The following is an 11,662-nucleotide window of genomic DNA, read 5'->3' on the forward strand; positions in this document are numbered from 1 at the left end:
GTGACCCGAGGGTCACCGTATCGGCGTTGTGCAATCTGTGCCAACTGCTTGCTGGTCGAGGTTTGCGAGCAAACTGCCCAGACGATTCCACCATCGTCAGGGAGAAACGCAATGGGCAAGCAGCCAAACGTCGATCCAGCAGAACCGCAATCGTCGCGGCCGATGCTGCGCCAGATGAGCATGGCATTCGACACCATCGAGCTTCAGGGGATAAGCGCGGCGCAACGCGCAATCACGACCAGGCATCTCGCGAACCTGTTGATGCACGCCGCCGGCGTCGCGACCGAGAAGGAGCGTGACGATGACGAACGGTGATCGGTTGCCAGCAGATCTTCTCAAGCGCAAGGCGGTGGTTTATGTCCGGCAGTCAAGTCAGGCACAGGTTCAGTTGAACCTCGAGAGCCAGCGGCGCCAGTATGAACTCGTGCAGGAAGCAAAGCGCCGTGGATTTCGCGATGTTGAAGTCATTGATGACGATCTGGGGCGCTCAGCGAGCGGCACGGTTGCGAGGCCCGGTTTCGATCGTCTGGTCGCATTATTGTGCGCTGGCGAAGTCGGTGCGGTGCTGTGCCTGGATGCATCACGTCTTGCGCGTAATGGTCGCGACTGGCATCACCTGCTCGAACTTTGCGGGCTCGTTCAAGCAAGGGTCATCGATCTCGATGGCGTGTACGATCCTTGCCGGGCTAACGACCGCTTGCTCCTGGGCATGAAGGGCAGCATTAGTGAATTTGAACTCAATGTGCTGCGTACGCGCATGCTCGATGCCAAGAGGGAGAAGGCACACCGGGGTGAATTGCGTATCAGCGTGCCCATTGGCTATATCTGGCATCGCGACATCGGTCTGGGTTTCGATCCCAATGTTCGGCTGCAGGAAGTCATACGCCTGATCTTCTCGCGCTTTCAGCAACTGGGCAGTGCACGACAGGTTTTTTTATCACTGAAGAGCGAGCAGGTTCACTTCCCGCGACCTTCGGATGGCCGCACGCTGACGCACTTCGACTGGACTCCGATACGCTATCGTAACGTGATATCGGTGCTCAAGAATCCGTTCTATGCCGGAGCCTACGTGTACGGCAAGAGCGGAAAGCGCATGGAAATCGTGGACGGCCGTGCGCGCAAGAGCTACAAGCATCGCAAGCCATATGAGGACTGGGAGGTCATGCTTCGGGAGCATCACGAAGGCTACATCGATTGGGTGGAGTTCGAACGAAACCAGAAGCAGCTCGCTGCCAACACATATGGCAAGGCGGGTGACGTAAAATCGAGCCGTGGAGGACGCGCGTTGCTCTCCGGCCTGCTTGCCTGTGCGCGCTGTGGACGCCGGCTGTCGGTGGCTTATACTGGACGAGTGCCGCGAGCAGTCTATCGATGCCACCGTTTTGACACGCGATCGAAATGCATGAGTTTTGGCGGCTCCCGTATCGATGCTGCCATTGGCAAGGAACTTCTGCGCGTCGTGGAGCCATTGGCGATTGAAGCCGCCCAGCAGGCTGAGCAAATGCACATCGATACCCTGATCGAGCAGCGACGGATTGTAGAGCTTGAGTTGCAGCAGGCCCAGTACGACGCCACGCTGGCCGAACGGCGCTATGCCGCTTGTGATCCCGACAACCGCCTCATCGCCGGCCAGCTGGAGAAGAACTGGGAGGCGGCATTGCGCCGCGTGCAGGCTTGCCAGGCTCGTCTGGAGGCGGTGATTTCACCCGAGGCAAACGCGCCGGTTCCCGATTTTACGAAGCTCGCAGAGGATCTGCTTGCCGCCTGGAATGCTCCGGGTGTCACCATGCGCGTGCGCCAGCAACTCGTTCGCGCATTGATTGTCGATATCGTTGCCGATGTCGACGAAACCGCAGGGGAGATTACCCTCACGATCCACTGGCAAGGCGGTCAGCATTCCGAGCTCCGTATCCGCAAGCCGAAGACCGGTGAACATGGGCGCAACACGTCCGATGAAGCACTCGCCGTGATGCGCAGCATGGCGGGCCGGTGGTCAGATCAGGATATCGCTGCGTCGTTAAACCGGATGGGCTTACGCACTGGACAGGGCATGACCTGGACGGCGAATCGCGTCAGGGCCATGCGACAGGTGAGAGACATTCACGCCTACAAATCGGCGCAGAAGGACGGAGAGTGGCTAACAATGTTCGAGGCTGCGAAACGCCTTGGCGTAACCAGTCACACAATCCGCCGCCTGATCAAGGAGCGCATCCTGCCCGCCGAGCAGGTGATGCCTGACGCCCCATGGCAGATCAGGGAAAGCGATCTGCGAAGCGAAGCTGTTACGACGGCGCTGGCACGCAAACATCGCCCGTGTCGCAACGATGTCGAAGGACAAATCCCAATGTTTATCGAGGTTTCGGAAGGAGGTGCACAATGAACGCCCCATCACAAACGGGCGAATTGAATTTTCACAGGCGTTGTTACAGATTGGCCATGTTGCGTTTTCAACATAACGGCATAGCTTGGGCCACTGATTGCCGAGATAGCCCAACGCCTGGCCCAGCTTGCCGCCTGGCAGCGTCGTCTGTAGGTGCTGGTCCAGTAACTTCTTGATTTCGCCCAGAACCACGCGGCTGTAACGCTGGCGAAACCGCATGCAGCGCTGCGGTGCCTTGCGCGCACGCTCCTCAGCAGCATACAGCTTGCCGATCAGATGAAGGAACTGCGTAGCCGGTTGGTGCATCCCTCGGGCTTCCTTGGGAATGACTTCTTCGGACTCCACAAAGTAACGGCGTGCGTGCGTCCAACAACCAAGGTGGACCAGTCCGTTCTTTTTTGCGATGACATCATACACGGCGCCGCCGTCGCTCATCAGCGCTGCACCCTCGCGCATGCCCGCCCATAGCTCGTCGCCATGCTCGATATGATGACCCGGCGCGTAGCTGTACAGCCGCACGGGTGGCCCCAGTGCGTTCATCTGCACCCAGACCGCGCTTTTCGACTGCGCCGCGCGACCCGGCTCCTTGAGCACCTGGACATTCGTTTCGTCGCCCTGTGTAACTCCACTGTCGAGCAGTACGTCGCGCATCAGATTGATAACCGGCTGGCTCGCCTGGCCCACCCGGATCACAGAGGCTGCCAACGTATTGCGCGAGATGTCACCACCAAAGCGGCGCAGCAGCGCCGCGATCCGGTATAGCGGCAGCCCGTCCATGAACTTCGACAGGACGATCCATGCCAGTGCCGCTTCAGTGAACAGCCCTCGGGGAATAATGCGAAGCGGTGCCGGCGCGACCTTCAAGCCATGATCGCATTTCCGGCACGCATACTTGACCCGCTCGTGACGGATCACCTGGATCTTTTGCGGGATGATGTCGAGCTGCTCGCTGACCTCGAGGCCGATCTCAACCAGTTCGGTGCCATCCTGCGCACAGAACCGCTCGGCCTCCGGGATCTCGTAGCGAACCACGACGCGCGGCAACGCCGGATCCAGCGGCTTACGACCACGCTTCTTGCGTTTGTGCGCCGCCACTTCGGTATCCGGACCGTCTTCCAGCACCGGCAGCGTCGCTGCTGTCGACGCCAGCATCTCGGCTTCGTTCAGGAACAGATCTTCTTGCCGGGGATCGCGCTTCTCGCTCTTCGCACCGAACAACCTGCGCAACATGACCTGCAGCTGCTCTTTTGCGAGATCGCGCTCGACCTTCGCCACCCGCAACTCGCCGCGCAGTTCGTCGCGTTCGGCGCGCAACGCGTCAAGCTCATCGCGCGCGGCGATGAGCGCATTGAATTCTTCGACGGTAATCGAGAGGCGTTCGCGGGTCATGACGCAACCATAGCGAATTGCCGGCTCCAGTGGGTTTACGTCATTTCGTAACACCCGCGCCTGTGTCGCATGACTGCAACACCATCACACGTGCTCATAGCGTCGCACGGGATGCCTGCGCATTGCCTGCAGATCGATGCCTTCAAGCAACCAGTGCAACTGCTCGGTGTTCAGCTCAAGCACCGTTTCGCCCCCACGTGGCCACGCGAACCTGTCAGCTTCCAGGCGGCGCAGCATTAACCAGAATCCGTTGCGCTCCCACAGCAGCAGTTTCAGGCGATCGGTCCGTCGGTTCCGAAACACGTAAACCGCTCGCGCGAATGGATCCAGTCCCAGCGCGTGTTCCACCGTAAGCGCCCGGCAAAGACACCCCTCAGCCTAAATTGCCGTCAATCAAGCTGCGGCAGGCGCCCAGCGATGCGGCAGAAGTGCGGCGATGTCGTCGGCTCGATGGGTGGGCAAGCGATTGAGGACGTCTTTCAGATAGACGTACGGATCGTGGCCATTGAGCTGCGCGGATCGAATCAAGCTCATGATCGCAGCGGCGCGTTTGCCGGCGCGCAACGAACCTGCGAACAGCCAGTTCGAGCGGCCCAGGGCCCAGGGACGAATTTGGTTCTCGAGCCAGTTGTTATCGACAGGCACGTGCCCATCGTCCAGATAACGCGTGAGCGCCACCCATCGCCTGAGGCTATAGTCGACTGCCCTGGCAATTGCCGATCCCTCGGAGACCAGCTTGCGCTGAGCAGCCATCCACTCATGTAGCGCATCGGCGATTGGCCGGGCGCGCTCCTGGCGCACTTCACGCCTACGATCGGGCTTGAGTTCTGCAACATCGCGCTCAACCGCGTAAAGTTCGCCGAAGTATTTCAACGCCTGTTCGGCGATTTGACTTTTGTTGCTGGCGTGCAGCTCAAAGAACTTTCGGCGCGCATGAGCAACACATCCAATTTCCGTTATGCCCAGCTCGAATCCGGCTTTGTAGCCTTTGTGGTCGTCACATACCAGCTTGCCGCGCCAGTCACCGAGGAACGTGCGAGCATGTTCACCCGCGCGGCTATCGGCGAACTCATAGACGACGGCGCGCACGTCCGCGAACTGCGTGGTGGCATACGCCCATACGTACGCGCGCTGCGTCTTTCCTTTCCCGGGAGTCAGCATTTGCACCGGCGTTTCGTCGGCGTGCAGCACACCTTGCTGGAGAAGCACTTCGCGCAGCGCGTCGACCAGCGGCTGCAACCGTACGCCGCAAACCCCGACCCACTCGCCAAGCGTTGATTGCGGGATCGCCAGGCCGGCGCGCTCGAAGATGCGTTCCTGACGGTATAGCGGCAAGTGATCGCCATATTTGGCAACCAGCACCTGTGCGAGCAAGCCGGCGGTGGGAATGCCCTTGTCGATCACATGCGGCGCAACGGGTGCCTGTACCAGCGTCTCGCACGCCTTGCAGGCCCACTTGCCTCGGATGTGGCGCTCGACCGAGAACACGCCCGGCGTATAGTCCAGCTTCTCGCTGATGTCTTCGCCGATGCGCACGCGCTGGCAACCGCAGGAGCAGTTAATGTTGTCGGGTTCGTGGCGGATGTCGGTGCGCGGCAGGTGCGGCGGCAACGGCGTGCGCTTTGGTTTCTGACGTTGTTTGCCCGGGGCCGTATTCGACTGTAGCTGCTCAAGCTCGGTTTCGAGTGCGGCCAGATCAGCGTCGATCGCCTCATTGAGCAGGCTCATCTGCTCGGGGTTGAGTTGCTCGCTGCGCTTGCCGAAATGCAGGCGCCTGAGCATGGCAATCTCGTGTGTGAGCTGGTCGATGCGCGTCTGACGGTAGCGCAGTTCCCGCTCGTTCTCACCAGCCTGGGCCATCAATTGCGCAGCCAGCGTGCGCAGTTCATCGGGGCTCAGGACGTCGAGGTTGGCGGGCAGGTTCATCCGGCCAGTCTGCCAGAACCCGACCCGCCGCTGCAAGCAAGCCAGTTTACTTCTGCGGGGGTATTACACGAGCGTGATCGCGTGATCGTGCGCAAGGGTCTGCCAGGGCAGTCCCGTTACGAGCGCTTGCAACTGCTCAGGATTGAGCGCCGTGGCGATCGCCTGAGCACCATTGGTCCAGATAAACCGCCCCTTGTTCAGGCGACGCGCGGCCAGCCAGATGCCAAAACCGTCGTACACAAGCACCTTCATACGCGTCGAATGCTTGTTGGCAAACAGGTACGCGTGGTGCGGGCGCGCCGCGCCGAAGACCTTTACGACACGCGCCAGGATCGTATCAACGCCGGCGCGCATATCAATGGGCTCCGTTGCCAGCCAGATCGCATCGATGCGGATCATCGCAGCCACCCTTGCAGCCAGGCGGCGCAATCCGCTGCCGCGCAAAGCGGCCAGCGTACCGTCACGACCGCCGCCCCGCGGCGCACCTCGATCTGAATCTCAGTCGAAGTGGGAGCCACGCCCGGCGCTTCCAGTTGCAACGGGATGAACTCCGCCGGCGGTGCACTCATCGACTGGCGCGCCTCGCGCGCGACATCTTGCTCTTCCCGGGCGGCGACCCAACGCCGCAACAGGTTCGCATTCAGCTGGTAATGCAGCGCCACCGCGGCGATCGACACATTTGGCTGCATCGCCGCACAGATCACCTTCTCCTTGAACTCCTTGCTATGCCGCCGCCGCCGCGTCGGCTGCACTACTTCCCGGATCGCTTCACTCTCGTTCATAGCGTACACGTGTCCACTTAAAAATTAGGTGGACACGATCGTCGCTTCCTCGACCTATCGGTTCAAGGTGAGATTGCCGGGGGCTTACGTTCCACCATCGTCGACAAGCCGGCAATGCCCTTGCGGAAATCAACGGCGTCGCGATGGACGTAAACTTTTACGTCAGCGTCGAAGCGGAACATGGTGACTCCCCAGTGATTCCACCATCGCTGTCACCAGCGCCGCATCATGATTGGTACACTCCAGCCGCAAGACAACGCCGTTGGGCAGTTCGGCAACCAGCCGTGAACCCTGGGCGGCCTGCACGGGCACCGATATCTCGCGCGGCTCGCAGGCCACCGCATGAGCCCGACTGAGCGCAACCACGGGAACGAAGGCGGGCGAAGTCTCGACAACCCGCTCCCGGGCTACGTCGCCGAGCCCATGCTGCTGCTCGTACTTGGTAATCCACTTGCGCAGCAGATTTGCGTTCAGCCCGTGCTCGAGCGCAATACGGGCAACGGAAACGCCCGGTCGCAGGCACGCCTGTACGAGTTCATCCTTGGCTTGAGGATCGAAACGCCGACGCCGGCCCTCGCGCTCAAACCCTGCTACCAGGCGCTCCTTCAGTTTGCTGTCCTCTGGCATGGTGTCCACCTATTCGTTGAAGTGGACACCAGCTTGCCCTGGCATTCATCGCGACGAAAGTGCGTCGGCAATGAGCGCTTACCACAAAAAGGCCGTCGTAAAAGATTACGTTGCCAGTACTGACGGAAAGCTCACCCTGCATTTTCTTCCCGGCTATGCGCCGGACCTCAATCCAGATGAGCTGGTGTGGAGCCACGTGAAGCGAACAGGCGTGGCGCGAAATCCTTTGCGTAAAGGCGAAAAACTCGGTCCGAAAATTCATGAGCAACTTGCACAGGTTAAGCAAAACCCTGAGCTTGTTCGTTCGTTTTTCAGGCATCCGTCTGTCGCCTATATTTCTGAGTGCGCCGGGAGACCGGCAAGGAGTAGGTGGTGAAAGTCCACTACGATGAAGGAGTAGCGACCCACATCGACCCCGAGCCGTGCGCAGGCCTCCGCGAGGATGCCGGCGAAGCGTCGGCAGGGGAGCGTGCGGGCCAGCCTATAAGGACCTCCCCGATTTAGCAAGATCGGTTTAGCAGTGATCGAGTAAGCGCCTTTGTCATAGATTGGGACTTGCGTGGCAGGAACGGCGGCGAGACAGACTGCATGCCTATAAACGGCCTTACTGGGCGCGCTGAAGTCGTTGCGCCCGGGCCCGGATAGTAACCGCGCAGCGGGACTCCATTCATTGAGCGGAATTTGCGCTGAGCGCATCGCCTTGCTGGCCTTCGAGTTCGCCTGCTGCCGGTCTGACCTGTCGCTATCCTTGCGTGTTACGTCCTCAACCATGAAGTCAATTCAGTGTGGAAATGGTGCATTCGGGTTCAAGCCTTACGCGCCCGCCGCCCCGCCATGGCGGGCGGGCGCATGCGATGGATCGAAATGTTCGCCCTTGGCGAGCACCGCCCACAGGATGCGAGCATGCTTGTTAGCGACGGCAACGAGGGTGCGGGAGTAGCCCACGCGCGCCTTCAGCTGAACGATCCAGCGGGAGAGCCGGTCGTTGCGCCGGGGCGCGGTGAGGACCGCGGAGCGCGCGCCCTGGAACAGAAGCGTGCGCAGATAGTCATTCCCCTGTCTGGTGATGCGGCCGAGCCGCTGCTTGCCGCCGCTGCTGTTTTGCTTGGGCACGATGCCGAGCCACGCGGCCATCTGCCTGCCGTTTCTGAACTGCTGTGCGTCCACCACGGTCGCGACGGTGGCCGATGCCGTCAGCTGCCCCACGCCGCATACTTCCATGCAGCGCTGTGCCTGCGGATCGTGGTTCGCGTGGTCGCTGATCTGCCGGTCCAGCCACGTAATCTCTTCATCTAGTGCCTGCCATTGGGTCCAGCCGCGCATCAGAGCTTGACGGGCTGGACCGTTGAGTTCGTTGCTGCCGTCCTCAATGTGTTCGACGAGTTGTTTGCGCAACCGGTGGATGCCTTGGGGCAGGAAGACGCCGAACTCGCCCAGCAGCCCTCGCAACCGGTTCACGAGTGCGGTACGCTCCTCGACGAATCCGGTGCGCATACGGTGAAGCACCAGCACGTTCTGCTGGGCTGGTGACTTTACTGGAACGAAACGCATGTTAGGGCGACCGGCGGCTTCGCAGATAGCTTCGGCGTCCTGAGCATCATTCTTCGTCTGAGCGCCGCCTTTTCGATAAGGCGCGACAAATTGCGGGGGAATAAGGCGTACCTGATGTCCAAGTGCGTGCAGTTTTCGGGCCCAGTAATGGGCGGCACTGCACGCTTCCATGGCGACGAGGCACGGCTGCAGATTAGCGAACCAGCTCAGGAAGTGCTCACGGCGAACGGCCTTGCGGATCACAACGTGCTCTGAGCGGTCAACGGCATGAATTTGCATGACGTTCTTCGCCAGATCCACACCGACACGCATAATCTGTTCCATGACTGCCTCCGCCCGGAAGGTTGTGTAGCACGAGCAATGATGGCACCCAAAAGGTGCGGGTGCTGAGAGGGAGGGCCTTACTAATTCATTGAGCCGCGATAGTATAGAAATCCCGGGTGCCGACGCGGTTCAGAACGCGGAAGGCAACACGTCGGGGCGCGCCAACGCGAGTGCCCTGACGACCCGGCGTGGTCGGAGACCCTGGCACGTACGGACGCTTCTTGCGCGGGAACCGGGAGATCTCCCGTTTGGCCAGTCGCAGCACGGACGGGTCCGCATCGGGAAGGCGAGGAGCCGAAGCCGATGACGAACGGACGGGAGAAGTCAGACTCCGCCGTAGTAGCGACGAAGCCTGCGAACAACGCTGGGAAACCGGCTGCGGAGTGGGTGGAGCGAAGGGCGGGGACCAAGGGGAACACGGGTCAGTCACACACGCACCGGGCGCAGAACCGGGCAAGCGTGCCACAGAGGCTGGAACGTGTACGGCAAGCTGCAAGGCAGCGGAAGAAGGAGCGGTTCACCGCGCTTCTGCATCACGTCACAGTCGACCGACTGCGGATGGCGTTCTTTGCGCTCAAACGCAATGCGGCTCCCGGAGTGGATGGCCTGACGTGGCGGTACTACGAGGCAGGATTGGAAGAGAATCTCCAGCGCCTGTTCTCGCAGGTACAGTGCGGAGCGTATCGGGCACTGCCTGTTAGGCGACAGTACATACCGAAGCCGGACGGCAAACAGCGCCCGTTGGGGATCGCCGCGCTGGAAGACAAGATCGTCCAGCGTGCGGTGGTGGAAGTGCTGAACGCGATATACGAGGAAGACTTTCTCGGTTTCTCGTATGGGTTCCGGCCCGGGCGCAGTCAGCATGATGCGATGGACGCGCTGGCAACGGCCATCACACGCACCCCGGTGAACTGGATTCTGGACGCGGATATCCGGAGCTTCTTTGACGGACTGAGTCAGGAATGGCTAGTCCGCTTTCTGGAGCATCGGATCGGCGACCAGCGCATCATCCGTCTTGTGCGCAAGTGGCTCAAGGCGGGCGTTCTGGAAGACGGTCAATGGAGCGTCAGTGAAACGGGTACACCTCAGGGTTCAGTGGCCTCGCCGCTGTTCGCGAATGTGTACCTCCACTACGCTTTCGACCTGTGGGCCAACCGTTGGCGACACAAGGAAGCTAGAGGCAACGTTGTCATTGTGCGCTTTGCCGATGACATCGTGGTCGGCTTCCAACATGAAGACGACGCGCGGCGTTTCCAGGCGGCGATGCGAGAGAGGCTGGAAGAGTTCTCGCTTGCGCTACACCCGGACAAGACGAGGTTGCTGGAGTTCGGCCGCTATGCAGCGGCCAACCGCCAGAGTCGGGGCCTTGACCGACCGGAGACCTTCGCCTTTCTGGGCTTCATCTTTATCTGCGGACGATCGTCTCGTGGAGCCTTCCTGCTTCTGCGGAAGACTCGCAGCGATCGCATGCGGGCGAAGCTCAGTCAAATCAAGGAGGAGTTACGGCGGCGCATGCATGAATCGATCCCTGCACAAGGGCAATGGCTCAAGCAGGTGGTTCGTGGCTATTTCGCATACCACGCGGTACCTACGAACTCGCGGGCACTGGCTGCGTTTCGTCACCATGTCACCGCTCTATGGCGGCGCGCGTTGCGGCGTCGCAGCCAGAAGGATGGAATGACGTGGGCCCGAATGAAACGTATTGCCGACGCCTGGCTTCCACAACCTCGAATTCTTCACCCATGGCCCGACCGCCGCTTTGCCGTCAAACACCCAAGGTAGGAGCCCGGTGCCCGAATTGGGCACGCCGGGATCTGTGCGGGGGGTGTTCAGCAATGGACATCCCTACCGCGATCCTATGAGTAATCCACAAGGTCGGAGCCACCGGAGCCTGTGCGGCACGACCTTGTCACCGGCATGCCCAGCTCGGTAATTCCGTCCAGGTTAATGCAGTCGACCTGATGCAGCGGGCCGACCCCGACCGAATCTTGACTTGTTGATTACCGTCCAACGGGGAACATCGTGAAAGCCATGTTAGGTGCGACGCTGTATGTGCTCGCGCACGGACACGCCCCGCGCGGACATGCAAACATTTCACGTCCCCGCCGCGTAATGCGGAAATTGATGACAATTTTTGTTCACGCGATGATGCACAGCGACGCGAAGAAAGCGACAGCAGAAGCAAAGCGAGGCAATGTAACCCTCATCATGCTGTGCTCATGATGAGTGCATTCACTTTCTGGCTGTCGAGCGTGATGGCAGGTGCTGGATTCGGTACGTCCAATCTGTTTGGAGATCTGTTCATCTGGTCGTCCGTACTGCTGCTGCTTGTGTCGATCGCCCTTGATACCGAATAGGTATGCCTTTACCCCTAGTTCTAGGCGCAGGTCACCTCTTCCGCTGCAGACCACTCACGTGCGCCGGCGCCCTTTCTATACGCGAAGGGACCGCATGTTCGCGCGCTATGCGTCCAAGCGCACACTCGGCACCAAAAAATTACCGTAACGTCATATTTGAACAAATCGGGGCACTGTAGATTCGATGTCAGAAAAATAAGCAATTCCGGGGGGGCAGTCATGATTCATGATGTAATTATATTAACTATTAATTCGTACGTGGCATATCTATTTATTGTTATAATTGGGCGATTAATAGAGGGGTGGGCAAATTAACTTGATGTTAA

9 protein-coding genes and 2 pseudogenes are annotated in these 11,662 nt (G+C 60.1%); 4 read left to right on the plus strand and 7 right to left on the minus strand.

Annotated elements, in window-relative coordinates:
* Positions 1-111: 111 nt before the first annotated feature.
* Positions 112-315 (plus strand): hypothetical protein, encoded by a 204-nt coding sequence (locus P5W98_RS03605; protein WP_213309052.1) that lies wholly within the window; start codon positions 112-114, stop codon positions 313-315.
* Positions 302-2,212 (plus strand): annotated as a pseudogene (locus tag P5W98_RS03610) (recombinase family protein); the annotation flags it as partial. The gene P5W98_RS03605 and the pseudogene P5W98_RS03610, both read left to right, overlap by 14 nt.
* Here the strand turns inward: P5W98_RS03610 and tnpC (P5W98_RS03615) are convergent.
* The 6 genes from tnpC (P5W98_RS03615) to tnpA (P5W98_RS03640) all read right to left on the minus strand — a co-directional run bounded on the left by tnpC (P5W98_RS03615) (position 2,138) and on the right by tnpA (P5W98_RS03640) (position 7,104).
* The gene (gene tnpC / locus P5W98_RS03615) at positions 2,138-3,769 is read right to left on the minus strand and encodes an IS66 family transposase (RefSeq protein ID WP_434718313.1); all 1,632 of its coding nucleotides are present in this window, start codon (positions 3,767-3,769) and stop codon (positions 2,138-2,140) included. The pseudogene P5W98_RS03610 and the gene tnpC (P5W98_RS03615) overlap by 75 nt on opposite strands.
* Positions 3,770-3,853: 84 nt before the next feature.
* Positions 3,854-4,117, minus strand: a complete 264-nt coding sequence (gene tnpB / locus P5W98_RS03620) for an IS66 family insertion sequence element accessory protein TnpB (RefSeq protein ID WP_434718314.1) — start codon at positions 4,115-4,117, stop codon at positions 3,854-3,856.
* A gap of 45 nt (positions 4,118-4,162) precedes the next feature.
* Positions 4,163-5,695, minus strand: a complete 1,533-nt coding sequence (gene tnpC / locus P5W98_RS03625; protein WP_434718315.1) for an IS66 family transposase — start codon at positions 5,693-5,695, stop codon at positions 4,163-4,165.
* Positions 5,696-5,758: 63 nt separating this feature from the next.
* A complete protein-coding gene (tnpB, locus tag P5W98_RS03630) occupies positions 5,759-6,094 on the minus strand; it encodes an IS66 family insertion sequence element accessory protein TnpB (protein ID WP_434718316.1) in 336 nt (111 codons plus the stop codon).
* Complete coding sequence (gene tnpA / locus P5W98_RS03635; RefSeq protein WP_434718317.1) at positions 6,091-6,477, minus strand: IS66-like element accessory protein TnpA; 387 nt, start codon at positions 6,475-6,477, stop codon at positions 6,091-6,093. Before tnpA (P5W98_RS03635) ends, tnpB (P5W98_RS03630) begins: the two co-directional genes overlap by 4 nt.
* 162 nt (positions 6,478-6,639) lie before the next feature.
* Positions 6,640-7,104: an IS66-like element accessory protein TnpA gene (tnpA, locus tag P5W98_RS03640; RefSeq protein WP_434718318.1), complete on the minus strand. Its 465-nt coding sequence runs from the start codon at positions 7,102-7,104 to the stop codon at positions 6,640-6,642.
* A gap of 82 nt (positions 7,105-7,186) precedes the next feature.
* On the opposite strand from tnpA (P5W98_RS03640), the pseudogene P5W98_RS03645 reads away from it, so the two are divergent.
* A pseudogene (locus tag P5W98_RS03645) lies at positions 7,187-7,480 on the plus strand (transposase); the annotation flags it as partial.
* Between the two features lie 437 nt (positions 7,481-7,917).
* Here the strand turns inward: P5W98_RS03645 and P5W98_RS03650 are convergent.
* Positions 7,918-8,979, minus strand: a complete 1,062-nt coding sequence (locus tag P5W98_RS03650) for an IS110 family transposase (RefSeq protein WP_434718319.1) — start codon at positions 8,977-8,979, stop codon at positions 7,918-7,920.
* Between the two features lie 303 nt (positions 8,980-9,282).
* On the opposite strand from P5W98_RS03650, the gene ltrA reads away from it, so the two are divergent.
* On the plus strand, positions 9,283-10,761 hold the full coding sequence (ltrA, locus tag P5W98_RS03655; RefSeq protein ID WP_434718320.1) for a group II intron reverse transcriptase/maturase: 1,479 nt from the start codon (positions 9,283-9,285) through the stop codon (positions 10,759-10,761).
* The last annotated feature ends 901 nt before the right edge of the window (positions 10,762-11,662 follow it).

The sequence above is a fragment of the Paraburkholderia sp. A1BS-2L genome, assembly GCF_051125205.1.
GTDB lineage: Bacteria > Pseudomonadota > Gammaproteobacteria > Burkholderiales > Burkholderiaceae > Paraburkholderia.

Excerpts from the sequence above, each read along its gene's own strand:
- P5W98_RS03605 (WP_213309052.1), top strand. The coding sequence starts at position 112 with ATGGGCAAGCAGCCAAACGTCGATCCAGCAGAACCGCAATCGTCGCGG.
- tnpC (WP_434718313.1), bottom strand. The coding sequence starts at position 3,769 with ATGACCCGCGAACGCCTCTCGATTACCGTCGAAGAATTCAATGCGCTC.
- tnpC (WP_434718315.1), bottom strand. The coding sequence starts at position 5,695 with ATGAACCTGCCCGCCAACCTCGACGTCCTGAGCCCCGATGAACTGCGC.
- tnpB (WP_434718316.1), bottom strand. The coding sequence starts at position 6,094 with ATGATCCGCATCGATGCGATCTGGCTGGCAACGGAGCCCATTGATATG.
- tnpA (WP_434718317.1), bottom strand. The coding sequence starts at position 6,477 with ATGAACGAGAGTGAAGCGATCCGGGAAGTAGTGCAGCCGACGCGGCGG.
- tnpA (WP_434718318.1), bottom strand. The coding sequence starts at position 7,104 with ATGCCAGAGGACAGCAAACTGAAGGAGCGCCTGGTAGCAGGGTTTGAG.
- P5W98_RS03650 (WP_434718319.1), bottom strand. The coding sequence starts at position 8,979 with ATGGAACAGATTATGCGTGTCGGTGTGGATCTGGCGAAGAACGTCATG.
- ltrA (WP_434718320.1), top strand. The coding sequence starts at position 9,283 with ATGACGAACGGACGGGAGAAGTCAGACTCCGCCGTAGTAGCGACGAAG.